This is a genomic window from Methyloceanibacter sp. (genome assembly GCF_050999895.1).
Taxonomy (GTDB): Bacteria; Pseudomonadota; Alphaproteobacteria; order Rhizobiales; family Methyloligellaceae; genus Methyloceanibacter.
This window is the reverse complement of record NZ_JBPCOU010000064.1, coordinates 19,404-35,672: the sequence shown is the minus strand read 5'-3', so window position 1 is coordinate 35,672 and position 16,269 is coordinate 19,404. Positions and strand designations below refer to the sequence as shown.

16 protein-coding genes are annotated in these 16,269 nt (G+C 61.6%); 13 read left to right on the top strand and 3 right to left on the bottom strand.

All coding sequences use genetic code 11. The features are described from left to right. Nucleotides 1-152: 152 nt before the first annotated feature. The 13 genes from ACR2J1_RS07190 to ACR2J1_RS07130 all read left to right on the top strand — a co-directional run bounded on the left by ACR2J1_RS07190 (nucleotide 153) and on the right by ACR2J1_RS07130 (nucleotide 12,036). A complete protein-coding gene (locus ACR2J1_RS07190) occupies nucleotides 153-1,211 on the top strand; it encodes a TRAP transporter substrate-binding protein (RefSeq protein ID WP_434018654.1) in 1,059 nt (352 codons plus the stop codon). 673 nt (nucleotides 1,212-1,884) lie between these two features. Then, nucleotides 1,885-3,321, top strand: coding sequence for an FAD-linked oxidase C-terminal domain-containing protein (locus ACR2J1_RS07185; protein WP_434018653.1), 1,437 nt, complete (start codon nucleotides 1,885-1,887; stop codon nucleotides 3,319-3,321). After that, complete coding sequence (glcE, locus tag ACR2J1_RS07180; protein WP_434018652.1) at nucleotides 3,318-4,556, top strand: glycolate oxidase subunit GlcE; 1,239 nt, start codon at nucleotides 3,318-3,320, stop codon at nucleotides 4,554-4,556. The genes ACR2J1_RS07185 and glcE overlap by 4 nt, the downstream gene beginning before the upstream one ends. Nucleotides 4,557-4,565: 9 nt before the next feature. Continuing rightward, the gene (gene glcF / locus ACR2J1_RS07175) at nucleotides 4,566-5,915 is read left to right on the top strand and encodes a glycolate oxidase subunit GlcF (RefSeq protein ID WP_434018651.1); all 1,350 of its coding nucleotides are present in this window, start codon (nucleotides 4,566-4,568) and stop codon (nucleotides 5,913-5,915) included. Nucleotides 5,916-6,181: 266 nt separating this feature from the next. Further along, entirely contained in the window at nucleotides 6,182-6,409 is a 228-nt protein-coding gene (locus ACR2J1_RS07170; RefSeq protein WP_434018655.1) for a PAS domain S-box protein, read from the top strand. After that, nucleotides 6,331-6,789: a histidine kinase dimerization/phospho-acceptor domain-containing protein gene (locus ACR2J1_RS07165; protein WP_434018650.1), complete on the top strand. Its 459-nt coding sequence runs from the start codon at nucleotides 6,331-6,333 to the stop codon at nucleotides 6,787-6,789. The genes ACR2J1_RS07170 and ACR2J1_RS07165 overlap by 79 nt, the downstream gene beginning before the upstream one ends. A 56-nt stretch (nucleotides 6,790-6,845) precedes the next feature. Next, nucleotides 6,846-7,271 (top strand): ATP-binding protein, encoded by a 426-nt coding sequence (locus tag ACR2J1_RS07160; protein ID WP_434018649.1) that lies wholly within the window; start codon nucleotides 6,846-6,848, stop codon nucleotides 7,269-7,271. Nucleotides 7,272-7,276: 5 nt separating this feature from the next. Next, the gene (locus ACR2J1_RS07155) at nucleotides 7,277-7,435 is read left to right on the top strand and encodes a hypothetical protein (protein ID WP_434018648.1); all 159 of its coding nucleotides are present in this window, start codon (nucleotides 7,277-7,279) and stop codon (nucleotides 7,433-7,435) included. An 81-nt stretch (nucleotides 7,436-7,516) separates the two neighbouring features. After that, nucleotides 7,517-7,648, top strand: a complete 132-nt coding sequence (locus tag ACR2J1_RS07150) for a hypothetical protein (RefSeq protein ID WP_434018647.1) — start codon at nucleotides 7,517-7,519, stop codon at nucleotides 7,646-7,648. A gap of 97 nt (nucleotides 7,649-7,745) precedes the next feature. Next, complete coding sequence (gene hisS / locus ACR2J1_RS07145) at nucleotides 7,746-9,362, top strand: histidine--tRNA ligase (protein WP_434018646.1); 1,617 nt, start codon at nucleotides 7,746-7,748, stop codon at nucleotides 9,360-9,362. A 4-nt stretch (nucleotides 9,363-9,366) separates the two neighbouring features. Further along, a complete protein-coding gene (locus ACR2J1_RS07140; protein WP_434018645.1) occupies nucleotides 9,367-10,542 on the top strand; it encodes an ATP phosphoribosyltransferase regulatory subunit in 1,176 nt (391 codons plus the stop codon). Beyond that, nucleotides 10,542-11,252, top strand: coding sequence for an ATP phosphoribosyltransferase (gene hisG / locus ACR2J1_RS07135; protein ID WP_434018644.1), 711 nt, complete (start codon nucleotides 10,542-10,544; stop codon nucleotides 11,250-11,252). The genes ACR2J1_RS07140 and hisG overlap by 1 nt, the downstream gene beginning before the upstream one ends. Before the next feature lie 58 nt (nucleotides 11,253-11,310). Then, nucleotides 11,311-12,036 (top strand): histidine phosphatase family protein, encoded by a 726-nt coding sequence (locus ACR2J1_RS07130; protein WP_434018643.1) that lies wholly within the window; start codon nucleotides 11,311-11,313, stop codon nucleotides 12,034-12,036. A gap of 9 nt (nucleotides 12,037-12,045) precedes the next feature. Here the strand turns inward: ACR2J1_RS07130 and ACR2J1_RS07125 are convergent, their stop codons facing one another. From ACR2J1_RS07125 to groES, 3 genes are all read right to left on the bottom strand, one after another. Then, nucleotides 12,046-13,824 carry an ABC transporter ATP-binding protein/permease gene (locus ACR2J1_RS07125; RefSeq protein ID WP_434018642.1) on the bottom strand — a complete coding sequence of 593 codons (1,779 nt, stop codon included), beginning with the start codon at nucleotides 13,822-13,824 and terminating at the stop codon, nucleotides 12,046-12,048. A gap of 225 nt (nucleotides 13,825-14,049) precedes the next feature. Beyond that, complete coding sequence (groL, locus tag ACR2J1_RS07120) at nucleotides 14,050-15,687, bottom strand: chaperonin GroEL (RefSeq protein WP_434018641.1); 1,638 nt, start codon at nucleotides 15,685-15,687, stop codon at nucleotides 14,050-14,052. A 128-nt stretch (nucleotides 15,688-15,815) separates the two neighbouring features. Further along, nucleotides 15,816-16,103 carry a co-chaperone GroES gene (gene groES, locus ACR2J1_RS07115; protein WP_434018640.1) on the bottom strand — a complete coding sequence of 96 codons (288 nt, stop codon included), beginning with the start codon at nucleotides 16,101-16,103 and terminating at the stop codon, nucleotides 15,816-15,818. Between the last annotated feature and the right edge of the window lie 166 nt (nucleotides 16,104-16,269).

The window sequence follows — 16,269 nt, the reverse complement described above, 5'->3', positions numbered from 1 at the left end:
GAACCAGCGGAAAGGCGAGGATTTTCCAGACTCGCCTGAGGTCGGGCATGCCCAAAAAAGTCACGCCGGTGGCAAACCACGCCGTGGAGGCTGTAGCATCCGACAACAAAAAGCCGGCGAAGGCTTGAGTGTGCGACTGTAAGGGAGCGAACATGCGCAGATGTGGGGGGCCAATTCTAGCTGCGCTGTTCTCCTTGGCGGCAGGACCGGCGGCGAACGTTGCCGATCCGCTCCGCCTCGTCACGCCGACGATCTACGGCACGCATCTTCCTGGCCTCGGACAGCCCGCAACCAGCTTGGCCAAGCGTATCCAGAAGCTCTCGGCGGGGCAGCTCGGGCTTGATCTGCGGCAGCCCGGGCAGGGTACCGAGACGAAGGATATTCTCGACCAGGTTTCAGGCGGCAGCGCGGACGCGGGCTTCTCCGCGCCGAGCTTTTGGGCGGCAAAGATTCCCGCAGCCGCGCTGTTCTCGGGGTTCCCATTCGGACCCGACGCCAAGGGCTATGTTGACTGGTTCCAGGCCGGCAACGGTCGCAAGCTTTATCAAAAAATGTACGACCAGGCCGGCTACAAAATCCATGTGATCCCGTGCACGTTTGGCGGCGGCGAGACCGGCGGCTGGTTCGCCAAAGTGATCGACAGCAAGGCGGATTTCGAGGGCCTGCGGATGCGCATCTTCGGCCTTGGCGGTCGCGTTATGGCGCGCCTCGGTGCCAAGACTGTTGTCGTGCCGGGAGGCGCGGTGGCAGCCGCGTTCGAAAAAAATCAGATCGACGCCGCCGAGCTTTATCCACCGAGCGTTGACCAGCGTCAGAATCTGCAAGGGAAGGTCAAGCTCATCTACGTGCCCGGCTGGCATCAGCCCGAAACGGTGCTCGAGCTTCTCATCAATAAGGATCGCTGGAATACCCTAGACGATCAGCAGCAGGCGCTGATCGAGACCGCGTGCGAAGCGATGCTGCTCGAGACTCTCGCTGAGAGTGGGCGGGCCCAGAAAAAAGCACTCGCCGATTTTGCCCGGGACGGCGTGCGCATCGCGCCATGGCCAGACGAAGTCCTCACCGCTTTCCGCGAAGCTTGGGCCGAGGTCGCGCAGGAAGAAAGCGGCAAGGACCCCTTCTTCAAGGAGGTGCTCGACGATCTGACTCAATTTGGAAAGGGCGAAGCAGGAGCCCTGCCGCAGGCTTCCGTAGGGGGAGGGGAGCCTTAGCCCAGCCACCCGCGTACGTAAGCGATAATGTCGGCGGGTTCACCGGCATCGGGGATTCCTTGGAAGGCAAGCGCCATCGGCGAATCGGGAACCATCGACTTTGGGTCGGTGATCCATTTGTTGAGATTCTCTTCGGTCCAGGTCAGCCCCCGTCGCCGAGCTTTTTCAGCCCAGGCGAATAGGCGAAGCCGGCCTGGGCAGCGGCCTTGTGTCCGACGATGTTGTAAGGGGCGGCCCGATCAAAGGCTTTGCACCCTCGCCGATTGATGACAGATCCCACATTTGGCAAAAGCCGCCTTGCCTTTAGTAGCATCGCCGGCCGCGAAAGCCGGCGCACTGAAGCCCGCAAGCAAAACAGCGCTGAGCCCGATAAGCCCAACGTTTCTCATCCTCAGTTCCTCCTTGTTGACGGTCAAGTCGAAGAGAGATGCCCCGGTCTCTTCTCGGACGGTTCTTTTCGCGTCTCCTCTAAGTGGCCAGAAACGGGGCGACTTTATCAGAAGCCCAAGGCCCTTAGCTGCGACATCCTAACTCGGCGTAGGCTGAGAGGGTTGCGTTTCCGTGTTCCTGTGGCTTGACTGAGGTGGCGTATTGCCCATGCGTCCTGCGCATGCGAAAGACTAAAACAGCGGCTTGCCTCCGGATTTAGAGGGAAAGCCGCCCGGAGCTTCGAATGTCTCTACTCGCCCTTCCAGAACCTGACGCCGCGATCCTCGCGCGCCGCCCTGAGATTTTAAAACAGCTCAAAAAGCTCGTCCCCAGCGCGATCTTGATCAGCGACGAGGAGGGGTGTCGCACCTTCGAATCCGATGCCCTGACCGCCTATCGCTGCGTGCCACTTGCCGTCGTGCTGCCCTCGAGCACGGAAGAGGTGAGCGCCATCTTGGCGTTTTGCTACGAGGACGGCATCAAGGTCGTGCCGCGCGGCGCAGGGACGTCACTCGCAGGCGGCGCGCTACCCCTTGCTGATGCGATCGTGCTCGGCCTTTCGCGCATGACACGGGTGCTTGCCGTCGACCCGATTGATCAGGTAGCGCGCGTCGAGGCCGGCGTCACCAACATCGCCATTTCTCAAAGTGCGAGTCCGCATGGGTATTTCTACGCGCCGGACCCCTCTAGCCAGCTCGCATGCACCATCGGCGGCAACATCGCGACCAATGCCGGAGGGGCTCACTGCCTGAAACACGGTGTCACCGTGAACCATATTTTGGGCGTGCGCATCGTCATGATGGATGGCGAAATCCTCGATATCGGGGGTCCTTTCCTGGACGCGGCTGGCTACGATTTTCTGGCGCTCATTGTGGGCTCGGAAGGGCAGCTCGGCATTGTCACTGAGGCTACCGTCCGTCTCATCAAGGCGCCGGAGAGAACCCGTCCGATGCTGCTCGGTTTCGCCTCGGCGGAAGCCGCAGGCGCCTGCGTTGCAGGCATCATCGCAGCCGGCATCGTTCCTGTTGCGATCGAGTACATGGATAACCCGGCCATCCAGGTCTGTGAGAACTTTGCCGGCGCGGGCTATCCGCTCGACGTGGATGCATTGCTGATCGTCGAGGTGGAAGGGTCCGAGGACGAGGTCGATATTCTGTTGGAAGCGATCGTCGAGATCGCCGAACGCTACGATCCAGTCGCCGTACGGGTGAGCCGCAGCGTCGAGGAGAGCGCTGCAATCTGGAATGGCCGCAAGGCCGCGTTCGGTGCCATGGGCCAGATCTCGGACTATTACTGCATGGATGGCGTCATTCCCCTGTCACGGCTGCCGGAGGCTCTGCAAAAAATCAGTCTCATCTGTAGCCGCCACCATTTCGATGTTGCAAATATCTTCCATGCCGGCGACGGCAATCTGCATCCGCTCATTCTCTATAATGCCAACGATCCAGTTGAACTCGAGCGGGTGGAACTTTGTGGCGCCGAAATCCTAAAACTGTGCGTCGAGCTTGGCGGCTGCCTGACTGGCGAGCATGGTGTCGGCATCGAAAAGCGCGATCTGATGTCCACGCAATACTCTATCGCGGACCTGGCGCAGCAAATGCGGGTCAAGACTGCTTTTGACCGGGATTGGTTGCTCAATCCGGCGAAGGTGTTTCCCCTCGAAGGACGTGACCTCCAGTGAATGTGCATATCCGCCTCGGCTTTCATGCCCCGCAGTCCGAAGAGGAGATGGCCTCTCTCGTCGCCGCAGCGGCAGCCACGAACACGCCCATCGAGGTGCGGGGCCGCGGCAGCAAGATGGAGGTCGGCAGGCCGGTTCAGGCGGCAGCAATCGTCAGTACCGAAGCCTTGTTCGGTGTCTCGCTCTACGAGCCTGCCGAGCTTGTGCTCACGGCATGGGCGGGAACGCCGATTGTGGAGATCGAGCGCCTCCTTGATGAATACGGCCAGGAGTTTGCGTTCGAGCCCATCGATCTTGGGCCTGCCCTTGGCTCTGATCCCGGCCAGACCTCAATCGGGGCGATGGTTGCGACAAATCTCTCAGGCTCCCGCCGCGCGCTTGCCGGCGCTGCGCGCGACAATGTCCTCGGCGTCAAGGCGGTGAACGGACGTGGCGAGATGTTCAAAGCCGGCGGCCGCGTGATGAAGAACGTCACCGGTTACGATCTTGGCCGCGCGCTTGCAGGCTCTTGGGGCACGCTTGCCATCATGACCGAAGTCACCCTGAAGGTCCTGCCGGCGCGCGAGGAGGTCCGGACGCTCCTTTGTTTTGGTCTTCCCGACCAGACCGCGATCGAGGCGCTGCGCGTTGCCGTCGGCACGCCGTTTGAGGTTTCCGGCGCGGCGCATCTCCAAAAGGAGCTGGCAGCCAGGCTTTCGGATCGTGCAATCGCCAGCGCCGGCAATTCAGTGACGGCGATCAGGGTGGAGAATTTCTCAAGCTCCGTTCGCTATCGCACCGCGCGCCTGAAAGACATGCTCGCTGCCTACAATCCCGACGTCGAGCTCGATAGGGCGCGTAGCCGAGCCTTCTGGACGGAGCTTCGGGGATTGAAGATGTTTTGCGGTTCCCCCGAGCGTCCGCTTTGGCGCATCGCAACCCGGCCCTCCGTCGTGGCCAAGCTCATTTCGACCATCGCCCGCACCCTGGAGACGCGGGCCTACTACGATTGGGCCGGTGGCTTGGTTTGGTTGGAAACCGGGCCGATCCTCGATGCCGGCGCTATCGAGATCCGTCGCAACCTCGCGGAGTTTGGTGGCCACGCCACGCTGATCCGCGCCGATGCTACGGCGCGCGCAAGCATCGACGTCTTTCAGCCGCTCGATGCGCCTCTGATGGCGCTGTCGGCAAAGCTCAAAGCGGCATTCGATCCAGCCGGTATCCTCAATCCCGGCCGCATGTATCCGGAAAGCTAGGGCGAGACGATGCAAACGAACTTCACCGACTTCCAGCTCGAGGATCCAACTCTGGCAAGAGCTGACTCGATTCTGCGCCGCTGCATTCATTGCGGCCTCTGCACGGCAACCTGTCCGACTTATGTCGTTCTCGGCGATGAGCGCGATTCGCCTCGCGGTCGCATCTATCTCATGAAACAGCTGTTCGAGCAGGGCGAAGTGACGCCAACAATCACGCGTCACATCGACCGCTGCCTGTCGTGCCTATCATGCGTGACGACGTGCCCGAGCGGCGTGGACTACATGCATCTCGTCGACATGGCTCGCGCCCGCATCGAGACGAAGGCACATCGCCCTCTTGGGGAACGGTCCCTGCGCTGGTTCTTACGCAAGGTCCTGCCTTACCGCAGCCGCTTCCGCTTCGTGCTGTTCTTCGGCTCGATGGCGAGGCCATTGCGAAGTCTATTCGAGGCCGTCGGATTGAAGCGCGTTGCCGCCAGCCTTGCGCTCGTCCCGCCGCGCCTTCCGCGCCTCAAATTGCGCAAGCCGAAGGATTTGATTCGCACCGATGAGCGCCGCATACGGCGCGTGGCGCTCATGCTCGGCTGCGTTCAGGAGGTGATGCAGCCCTCCATCAATCGCGCCGCTATTCGCCTGCTGAAGCGCCACGGCGTCGACGTGGTCATCGTCAAGGATGAGGCCTGTTGCGGCGCACTCACCCATCATCTCGGTCATACCGATGAGGCGCTGGCGTCTGCGCGGCACAATGTGGATGCCTGGACCGCGGCGATGCGCGAAGGCCCGTTCGACGCAATCCTAATTACAGCGTCGGGCTGCGGCACTATGATCAAGGATTACGGTCATCTGCTCGCGCGCGACCGGGGCTATGCCGAACGCGCAAGCCAAGTCTCGGCGCTCGCTCGCGACATCACGGAGTTCATCGAGGAAGCCGGCATGACGACGCCCCTGATGTGGACCAGCATCAAGGTCGCCTATCACTCCGCCTGCTCACTGCAGCACGGCCAGCGCGTGGAGATCGAGCCAAGGACTCTGCTTTCCCAGGCGGGCTTCACCGTTCTGGAGGTCCCGGAAGGCCATATCTGCTGTGGCTCCGCCGGAACCTACAACATCCTCCAGCCGCAGCTTTCCGCGGAGTTGCGCGACCGGAAGCTCGCCAATGTCGCCAGCGTGAAGCCGGATGTGGTCGCCACAGGCAACATCGGCTGTATTAACCAGCTCCGGGCTGGAAGCGCCGTACCCGTCGTGCATACCGTGGAATTGCTGGATTGGGCGACCGGCGGCCCCGTGCCCGCGGGCTTGGAGCCGCTAAAGTCTAAAATCCATCCCATTCAAAACCTTGTCGAGATGGCGACCGTTTAACCCCGACGGAACGCTTCGGCCCTATTATGGTTACATAGCGCTAGAGGCTTCCTGCGCCAGAACCGGTTCCTATGTTCCCATCGGGGCGATCCGTTCTCGGTGCCCGAACGGGTCGCGAGCATAATGAACCTTAAATCCGTCAGCCACTCCAGCAAGGACAACCGACGCAAGGCGTTGGCCGATAGCGAGCAGCGTTTCGGTCTTCTCGTCGACGCGGTCGTCGATTACGCCATCTACATGCTCGACCTCGATGGACGGGTCACCAACTGGAACAGGGGCGCATCAAGGGCTACGCGACCGACGAGATTGTCGGCAAAGACTTTTCGCTTTTCTATACGCCGGAGGACAAGGAGGTCGGGCTGCCTCGCCGTGCCCTTGGCATTGCCGCGGAAGAAGGAAGGTTTGAAGCCGAAGGTTGGCGCGTGCGCAAGGACGGCAGCCGCTTCTGGGCCAATGTCTTATCGATCCCATCCGCGAAGAGGATGGCACCCTGATCGGCTATGCCAAGGTAACCCGCGACATCACCGAGCGCCGCCTCGCGCAGCAAATCCTGGAGAAGGCGCATGAGGAGTTGGTGCAGTCGCAAAAGATGGAATCGCTCGGCCAACTCACTGGCGGCGTCGCTCACGATTTCAATAATGCGCTCACGGCAATCGTCGGCAATTTGGAGCTCGTCAAGCAGAGCGGTGCCGTACAGGGGATTGCGCTTGCACAGATAGACGCGGCCCTTGCCGCTGCACGCAACGGCGCTTCCATTGCCAGTCAGATGCTTGTGTTTGCGCGCAAGCGCATGATGCAACCTCTGACCCTGGACCTCAATAGACCTTGGAGGAGATCACTGCGCTTATCACGCGCAGCTGCAACGAGAGCATAGAGCTCAGGTTCGAACTTGCCAGCGACCTGAAGCCGGCCAGGGCCGATCCGAGGCAGTTGCAGACGAGCATTCTCAATCTCGTTGTCAATGCCTGTGACGCCATGCCGGGCGGCGGCACTCTCACCATCGCCACCGCGAACGTCACGATTCAAGACCACGACAGGTTGGCGCCCGGTGATTACTTGGCGGTCTCGGTATCCGATTCCGGAAACGGCATGACGAACGGCGTGATCGAGCACGCCTTCGAGCCGTTTTTTACGACCAAGGACATCGGTAAGGGCAGTGGGCTCGGCCTCAGCACTGTCTATGGCATGGTGAAGCAGCTCGGCGGCGACGTGACCATCGTGTCCAGTACAGGCCGCGGCAGCACCATCAAGCCTCTCTTGCCGTGGCAAGCCTGGCTGACGCGAGCGCCAGGTCTACAGCTTGGGAAAAACCGGAGGGCTCGCCGGCCAAACAAAATGCCACGCCTCCGAAGGTGATCTTCGTGGAGGACGATTTCCTCGTGAGCATGGCGACCGAAGAAATTCTTCGCGAAAGCGGATTCGAGGTTCATACCGCGGCGCGCGCCGAGCAGGGCCTTGAGCTGCTGAAAGAGCATCCCAATGTCGATCTGCTTCTGACCGATTCGGCTTGCCGGGCATGAATTCGTCGCGGAGGCGCGGCGGCGGCACGCAGGACCTCTGAAAGTGATGTTCCTCACGGGCTACGATCGTGTCGGCCGATCATGGGCACCGAGCCTGACGAGATCACCCTTTACGTGGACAAGCCCTACGACCCGCAGGCGTTGGTGAAGCTCGTGCGCGAGCTCGTCGCTTATCCGGTCCCGGCCGGAGCGGCAGTGCGGCGCTCGCGCTAGGCTTAACATCCCGGAGGAGTCGAGGTCGCTTGCCGCTCTGGGAGCGTTGGGCTAGAACGCGACGGCTGGAACCCCTTACAAACAGCCGTATCCTTACATGAATGATAAAACGCCGGACCGTCCCGAGGCCCGCCTGCCGAAGGGCCTGCAGGATATCTCCGCAGGTGAAATTCGCGCGCGCGAGAAGTCGCTCGCCACGATCCGGCAGGTGTTCGAGTCCTACGGGTTTGAGCCCTTCGATACGCCTGCGATCGAATATTCCGATGCGCTCGGCAAATTCCTGCCCGATCAGGATCGCCCCAACGAGGGCGTGTTCTCGTTCCAGGATGATGACGAGCAGTGGCTCTCGCTGCGCTATGACTTGACTGCGCCGCTCGCGCGCTACGTCGCGCAGAACACTCAGCTCGGAAAGCCCTTCCGCCGCTATCAGGTTGGGCCCGTCTGGCGCAACGAGAAGCCGGGGCCGGGACGCTTCCGCCAATTCATGCAATTCGATGCCGACACTGTCGGCGCGTCGTCGCTCGCTGCCGATGCAGAGCTTTGCATGCTCGCCGCCGATACGCTTGAGGCGCTCGGTATCAATCGCGGAGACTATGTCGTCAAGGTCAATAGCCGTAAGGTTTTGGACGGCGTGCTGGATAAATGCGGCGCGACGAATGCAGAGCAGCGTCTCGCGGTGTTGCGCGCGATCGATAAGTTAGATCGCTTGGGCGAGGCCGGAGTGCGGGCTCTTCTCGGAAAGGGCCGCAAGGACGAGAGCGGCGACTTCACCAAAGGAGCCCAGCTTTCCCCCACGCAAATCGAACTCATAATGAAATGCTTTAAGGACTATCTGGCTTCCGATGAGAGTTGGTCTCTTGCGGACCTGAAAGATGTCGAGGGCTTTGGCGAAAAGCCGTTGCGCTCAATTCAGGCCTTGGCCAGTTCTAAATACGACGACGAGCTAAAGCGTCCTCAATACGAAGGTCGCTACTTCGACAACTTGTCCATTCTCGAGGACTTTGAAACAGCAATCGGGGTCAGCAGTGCGGGTCACGAAGGCATCGCAGAGCTTAGAGAGATTATCGCACTAACGAGTGAGGCCGGCTACGGGAGCCTAAGAATTCGGGTCGATCCCTCGGTCGTCCGCGGCCTCGAATATTACACCGGCCCTGTTTTCGAGGCGGAGCTCACCGCCCCGACCAAGGACAAGCGGGGCCAGCTCGTGCGGCTTGGCTCCGTCGTCAGCGGCGGCCGCTATGACGGCCTCGTCGAGCGCTTCACCGGCGAGAAGGTGCCGGCCACCGGCATCTCCATCGGCGTGTCGCGTCTCCTGTTCGGATTGCAGTTGCTCGGCAAGTATGAGGAGAGCGCGACGCAAGGCCCGGTGGTGGTTCTGGTGCTCGATCGCGCACGTATCGCTGACTATCAGAAAATGGCGCAAGATCTCCGCAACGCCGGCATCCGCGCCGAGCTCTATCTCGGCGACTCCGACAAGATGGGCGTCCAGATCAAATACGCCGACCGGCGCGGCAGCCCCTGCGCCGTCATCCAGGGTGGTGACGAGTTCGCGAAGGGCGAGGTCACCATCAAGGACTTGATCCTTGGCGTCAATCTCAGCGCCATCAAGGACCGCGACGAATATCTGAAGAAGCAGGCCGAAGCCCAGTTCTCCAGGCCCGCAGACCAGCTCGTCGAGGCGGTCAAGGGCGTGCTCGCCCGTCACCAGGCGTAGGGTCATGCCTGCCGAATCCGCACAAAGATTTGAGGCTCTCGAAGCCCAGGCCGCCGCGCTCGTCGACGTCTTCAAGGGCGCGGGCTACGAGCAGGTTGCGCCTTCGGTGATCCAGCCCGCCGACGTGTTCCTCGACCAGATCGGCGAACGGATCCGAAGCCGAACCTATGTCTTCACCGATCTTGCCGGCGAGGAGCTGTGCCTCCGCCCGGATCTCACCGTCCCCGTCTCGCGGCTCTATCTGGAACGGCACCCGGACGCCGATGTCGAGGCGCGCTATTGCTATAACGGTCCCGCCTTTCGCTTCCAGCCTTCCGGCGCGACCCAGGTCCACCCGCGCGAATTTCGCCAGGCTGGGATCGAGTGCTTCGGCGTCAGCGATCGCGAAAGCGCGGATGTCGAGGTGGTACTTCTGGCGGTCGAGGCAGTGCGCGCGGCTGGCCTCAACAGCTTCTCGCTGCGTTTCGGCGATATCGCGCTCTTCTACGCGCTTCTCGATGCCCTTGAATTGCCCGAGCGCTGGCGCTTGAAACTAAGGCACTATTTCTGGCGCCCCCCGGTCTTTCACGCGCTACTTGCGAAGCTCGCCAAGGGCGAGCGGCCGCAAGAGAATGGTTCCGTTACGGTGCTCGCCCTGAAGCTAGGCGGAGAAAGCACCGAACGCGCTGAGCAGCTCGTCGCCTCTTATCTCGACAGGGAAAGCCTGCCGCTTGTCGGCAATCGCGCCTTGAGCGAGATCACGGCGCGCCTGCTCGACCTCGGTGCCGATCTGCTTTCCGATCCTCTGCGCAAGGAGGTGGCGACCGTCATCGAGTATTACCTCGCAATATCCGCGCCCCCCAAGGAAGCCGCCAACCGGATCGCCATGATTGCAAAGGGCGCGGGCATCGATCTCGGTGCGGCGCTCGATGCTACGGTCCGTCGCTTTCAGCGTCTGGAGGAGAACGGCATCGATCTCAGCCGCGCGACATTTGCCACCGAGTTCGGCCGCGACCTTGAATATTACACCGGCCTCGTCTTCCAGATTGAGGCTGAGGCTCAGCGCGATATAGGGCAAATTGCCGGCGGTGGCCGCTACGATGGCTTGCTCGCCCATGTCGGCGCGCCGCGCGATGTTCCCGCCGTGGGCTCGGCCATTCACACGCAGCGCCTGCTCGCCGCCGTCGCGAGGGCCGGCTGATGGCAAAGGCATCCTCAAAACTAAGCCTGGCTGTTCCCTCGAAGGGCAGGCTCAAGGACGCCGCCGCCGAACTCTTTGCGCGGAGCGGCATGTCATTGCGCAAGACCGGCCACGAGCGCGGTTATCGCGGCGCCCTTGAGCGTCTCGATGACGTCGAGATCGTGTTCCTCTCGGCCGCGGAGATCGTTCATCACCTGCGCAGCGGGCGCGTGCAGCTTGGCATTACCGGCGAAGATCTGATCCGCGAAACGCTCACCGACGTCGACCGCACGGTGGAGTTTCTTGTGCCGCTCGGCTTCGGGCGTGCGGATGTGGTGGTCGCCGTGCCCGATTGTTGGATCGATGTCAGCCGGATGGTGGATTTGGAGGATGTCGCGGCGCAGTTCTCCCGCGAGCACGGACGACGCCTGCGCGTGGCAACCAAATACATGAATCTGACAAGGCGCTTCTTCGCAAGCCACGGGGTCGCCGGCTACCGCATCGTCGAGAGTGCAGGGGCCACCGAGGGCACGCCTGCGGCTGGCACTGCGGAGCTTATCGTTGACATCACCACGACCGGCACCACGCTCCGCGCCAATCATCTCAAGATTTTAGAGGATGGACTTATCCTCCGCTCGCAGGCTCAGCTCATCGCCTCTCGTAATGCGGATTGGGACCCTGTTGCCGTCAAGCTGCGCGCCGCCATTCTGGATCGCATAACGAAGACGTGAGGCGTGGAAGCCCTAAGTCGTGTGGCGGCTTCATGGGTGAACGGTTAGGGTCCCGGTCATGATGGTTCGCTTCGGTTTGGCCGCTCTGCTTCTCGTCGCCTGGCTCGCTCCCAGCCTCGCCGCGCCGGCGCGGATCATCATCTTGCGCCACGGCGAGAAGGCCGACGACTGGAAGCTCTGCTCGGTCGGCCAGCAACGCGCGAAAGCGCTCGCGGCCACGTATCTTGGGAGTGCGGCTTCAAAATCTCTCTTCCCGAAGGGTGACGAACCCGCCTTTTTCTTTGCCATCACGTCGCACACGCTGGAGCTTGCCTCGCCTTCGGTTGCAAGCTGGAACAAGCCGCTCATTCTCTACACCGTGGTGCCGGAGCCTGGCATCGATGCCGATGGTTTCACCAGGGCGCTCAACCAGCGCACCCAGGAAGCCGCGCGCAACATCGTGTCGAACCCGGCTTTGAACGGGAAAACCGTCGTCCTGGTGTGGGAGCACAGACACATCGCCAATGCCGACCTCGATGCTAAATTCGGCGACGAGGCCGTCACGTTGCGCAAGCTGTTGAAGCTCGACATCCTGCCGGGAGTGCCTACGACCTGGCTCAGCGACAACTACGATTATTTCTGGATCGTGGATTACGACGAGAGCTCCAACGTGCCTGCGCGCTTCAGCATGATGAAGCAGGAGTTCGGCGCGGAATTTGCCGCCGTGCCTGCCAATGACTGGGGTAAGCCGGATGGGCTCACGGCGTCGAGTGGTTGCAAGCTCGGAAGCGCCGGCGACGATTGAAGCTCAGCTTTAGGCGGGCGTCAGGTCGAGGGCATCCGGGCTAGGTGCAATGTCATGCGCGGACGTTTCGGTGAGATGATGCTGCGCAGATGCATCGGGCTTCAGTTCGAAGAAGCGGCCATGGAACTGCACTAGGCTCGAGCGGTGGCCGATGGAAACGATGGCGCTATTCGGCAGGCGCTCGAGAAGGAGGCGATAGAGCTCCGACTCTGCGGTCTCGTCGAGGGCGCTTGTGGCCTCGTCGAGAAAGAGCCAGTCGGGCCTCTGCAACAGCGCGCGCGCGATCGAAAGCCGCTGCTGCTCACCGCCGGAAAGTTTGTCGGCCCAATAGGCTGTTTCGTCCAGCCGCTCTTCCAGCGCTTCCAGTCCGGAAGCCTTCAGCGCTTCGCTGATCGTTTCAGGCGTGAAAGCGTCCTCCGCGCCTGGATAGGCCAGCGCACCGCGGAGCGTGCCAAGCGGCAGGTAAGGGCGCTGCGGCAGAACGAGAACGTTCGCGCCCTTGGGAACGCGGACGCTGCCGCTGCCGAACGGCCAGACACCGCCAAGGGCCCGCAACAGGCTAGTCTTGCCCGAACCGGAGACGCCCGTTATCAGCACGCGCTCCCCGGGAGCGATGGCAAGATCTGCGACCCGCACGATCTCCCTGCCGCTCGGCAGTCCGACGCCAAGTTCGTCCACCAACAGGGCCTTGCCGCCGCCGTCGAGAACTTCCAAGCGCGGTCCAGTCTGATCGAGCGACTGCGCCCAATCAATCGACGCATTGAAGCCTGCGAGCCGGTCAAGCACAGCCTTCCAGTCGGCGATGCTGGAATAGGCCGAGACGAAGAAGGAAAGCGCCGTTTGCACCTGGCCGAACGCAGCGGCGATCTGCATCAGATCGCCGAGCTGCATATTGCCGTTGAAGTAGAGCGGGCTCACAACGAGAAACGGAAAGATGATCGCCGCTTGACGATACCCGGCCGTCAGAAACGTTAGCTGCTTGGTCCGGCTCATGATCGCGTGCCAGTTCGAGATCACGCTTTTGAAGCGGTCGCCGAGGCGCTGCTCCTCCGCGGGCTCACCCGAGAGCAGGGTCACTTCCTCCGCATTTTCGCGCAAACGCACGAGTGAGTAGCGGAAGTCCGCCTCGTAGCGCTGCTGATCGAAATTGAGCTTGATAAGCGGCCGGCCGACGAGATGCGTCACCCATGTGCCAAGAACGGCATAAATCAGTGCGGCCCATACTAAATAGCCGGGGATGTAATAGGACTGCGAGCCGATCACCAACGGCGTTGCCGCCGACAAGCCCCACAGGATCACCACGAATGAGACCAGCGTGACGATGGAGCCGAGCAGGGCGATGCCGATGTCGAGCGTGGAATTAACGAAAAGGCGGATGTCGTCCGCAATGCGCTGATCGGGATTGTCGACCTGATCGCCCTTAAGACGCATGCGGTAATGCGTGCCGCCGCCAAGCCAGCGGCGGACATAGCCATTGGTAAGCCATGTCCGCCATCTGATTTGCAGCCATTGCTGCAGATAGAGCTGATAGACGGCGCTGACGATGAAGAAGGTCGCGAGCACGGCGAACACGCCGAACTGCCAGATGAAGGTGTCCCAATCCTTCACTTGCAGCGCGTTGTAGAAATCCTTGTACCAGGTGTTGAACTTGACCTCGAGCCAGACCTGGAACAGCTGCAGCGCGATCACGGCAATGAGCAGCCCGCGTCCCCACCGAGCGTCTTCCGAACGGAAGTAGGGAAAGGCAATGCGCGCGAAATCCTTCGCAGTCGTGCGAAACTTCGCCATGCGGGGCTACTCCTCTTGCCGGTTCCGGGAAGAGCCGGCGCGCTGTGAATCTAGGGCGAACGAGCACGCGGGGGAAATTACGTTTCCGTAAGCGTTACCGCGCCGAACACCTTGTGACCATGACCAAAAGACGCAGCCGGCAGATGTTGCAGGGCAAAAAAACGCCTGCGAAGTAGCTCCGCAGGCGTTTGATGCTTCTCGACGGATGCGGGTGCGACGAAGCGCCTACATCATGTCCATGCCGCCCATGCCGCCGGATGGCATATGGGCGTGATCGTCCTTTTTCTTCGGCGATTCCGCAACGCCAGCCTCGGTGGTCACGAGCAGGCCGGCGATGGACGCCGCATCTTGCAAGGCCGTGCGCACGACCTTGGCGGGATCGATGATGCCCTTTTCGATCATGTCGACATATTCGCCGGTCTGGGCGTCGTAGCCGAAGGACGGTGACCTCTGGTCCAGCAGCTTGCCGACGACGATGGAGCCCTCGACGCCTGCGTTCTCGGCGATCTGACGGATCGGGGCTTGCAGTGCGCGACGTACGATATTCACGCCGGCTTCCTGGTCGTCATTGTCGCCCTTGGTCTTGATACCCTTGGAAGCCCACAGAAGCGCCACGCCGCCGCCGGGCACGATGCCTTCTTCGACTGCGGCGCGAGTGGCGTTCAGCGCGTCCTCGACACGGTCCTTGCGCTCCTTGACTTCGACCTCGGTTGCGCCGCCGACCTTGATCACGGCAACGCCGCCGGACAACTTGGCAAGACGCTCCTGGAGCTTCTCTTTGTCGTAGTCGGAAGAGGTGTCTTCGATCTGCTGCCGGATCTGATTGACCCGGGCTTCGATGTTGGGCTTCTTGCCTGCGCCGCTTACGACGGTGGTGTCGTCCTTCGTGATCACGACCTTCTTGGCTTTGCCGAGCATGTCGATAGTCACGTTCTCGAGCTTGATGCCGAGGTCTTCGGAGACGACCTCGCCGCCTGTGAGCACCGCAATGTCCTGAAGCATGGCCTTGCGGCGATCGCCAAAGCCCGGGGCTTTCACCGCCGCAACCTTCAAGCCGCCGCGCAGCTTGTTGACGACGAGGGTGGCAAGCGCTTCGCCTTCCACATCCTCGGCGATGACGAGCAGCGGGCGTCCCGACTGCACCACGGATTCGAGCAAGGGCAGCATGGCCTGCAGGCCGGAAAGCTTCTTCTCATAAATCAGGATGTACGGGCTCTCGAGCTCGGCCACCATCTTCTCGGCGTTGCTGATGAAATAGGGTGAGATGTAGCCGCGGTCGAACTGCATGCCCTCGACCACCTCGAGCTCGCTTTCGAGACTCTTGGCCTCCTCGACGGTGATCACGCCCTCATTGCCAACTTTCTGCATGGCCTTGGCGATCATGTTGCCGATCGACTTTTCGCCATTGGCCGAGATGGTGCCAACCTGCGCGATTTCCGCAGATCCGCTCACCTTCTTGGAACGCTTCTTGATGTCCTCGATGACTTCGAGCACGGCCTTGTCGATGCCGCGCTTGACGTCCATCGGGTTCATGCCGGCCGCAACCGACTTCAGGCCCTCGCGCACGATCGCCTGAGCCAGGAGCGTGGCGGTCGTGGTGCCGTCGCCGGCGGTGTCGTTGGTCTTCGAAGCGACCTCGCGCAGCATCTGCGCGCCCATGTTCTCGAACTTGTCTTCGAGCTCGATCTCCTTCGCGACGGTGACGCCGTCCTTGGTCGAGCGCGGCGCGCCGAACGACTTGTCGAGGATCACGTTGCGGCCCTTGGGGCCAAGCGTCACCTTGACCGCGTTGGCCAGGATATCGACGCCGCGCAACAGGCGGTCACGCGCGTCGGAAGAGAATCTTACGTCTTTCGCTGCCATCTGAGTTTGCTCCTTTGTGAGCGATCCGGTCCCTCGGAGCGCGATGCACTGAAGGACGGGCCGATTGATGCGACGCCGTCATCCTCTCAAGGACCGTTTGGCGGCCATGCGGAGGACGAGGCGAAATTTCAGCTGAGAATGCCCATGATGTCGGACTCCTTCATGATCAGGAGTTCGTCGCCGTCGATCTTGACCTCGGTGCCCGACCATTTGCCGAACAGGACCTTGTCGCCGGCCTTGACTTCGATGGGTTGCAGCTTGCCGTCCTCGCCGCGCGCGCCTGGGCCGACTGCGACGACTTGGCCGGTTTGGGGCTTCTCCGCTGCGGTGTCTGGGATAATGATGCCGCCTTTGGTCTTCTGCTCTTCCTCAAGTCGCTTCACCACGACTCGATCGTGCAATGGACGGAATTTCATGAAACGAGCTCCGCTATGGGGGTGATTTTAGCGCAGTTTGGCACTCAGCCGAAGCGAGTGCTAATCAGAAGCTTGTAGCTGCGACGGCCGCGCCGTGTCAAGGCGGCTGTCCCCTTTGAGAGACCACACAAGGCCTAGACAGTTCGGAACGTCTCGGCGCTTCGCG

Excerpts from the sequence above, each read along its gene's own strand:
- ACR2J1_RS07190 (WP_434018654.1), top strand. The coding sequence starts at position 153 with ATGCGCAGATGTGGGGGGCCAATTCTAGCTGCGCTGTTCTCCTTGGCG.
- ACR2J1_RS07185 (WP_434018653.1), top strand. The coding sequence starts at position 1,885 with ATGTCTCTACTCGCCCTTCCAGAACCTGACGCCGCGATCCTCGCGCGC.
- glcF (WP_434018651.1), top strand. The coding sequence starts at position 4,566 with ATGCAAACGAACTTCACCGACTTCCAGCTCGAGGATCCAACTCTGGCA.
- ACR2J1_RS07150 (WP_434018647.1), top strand. The coding sequence starts at position 7,517 with ATGGGCACCGAGCCTGACGAGATCACCCTTTACGTGGACAAGCCCTAC.
- hisS (WP_434018646.1), top strand. The coding sequence starts at position 7,746 with ATGAATGATAAAACGCCGGACCGTCCCGAGGCCCGCCTGCCGAAGGGC.
- ACR2J1_RS07140 (WP_434018645.1), top strand. The coding sequence starts at position 9,367 with ATGCCTGCCGAATCCGCACAAAGATTTGAGGCTCTCGAAGCCCAGGCC.
- hisG (WP_434018644.1), top strand. The coding sequence starts at position 10,542 with ATGGCAAAGGCATCCTCAAAACTAAGCCTGGCTGTTCCCTCGAAGGGC.
- ACR2J1_RS07130 (WP_434018643.1), top strand. The coding sequence starts at position 11,311 with ATGATGGTTCGCTTCGGTTTGGCCGCTCTGCTTCTCGTCGCCTGGCTC.
- ACR2J1_RS07125 (WP_434018642.1), bottom strand. The coding sequence starts at position 13,824 with ATGGCGAAGTTTCGCACGACTGCGAAGGATTTCGCGCGCATTGCCTTT.
- groL (WP_434018641.1), bottom strand. The coding sequence starts at position 15,687 with ATGGCAGCGAAAGACGTAAGATTCTCTTCCGACGCGCGTGACCGCCTG.
- groES (WP_434018640.1), bottom strand. The coding sequence starts at position 16,103 with ATGAAATTCCGTCCATTGCACGATCGAGTCGTGGTGAAGCGACTTGAG.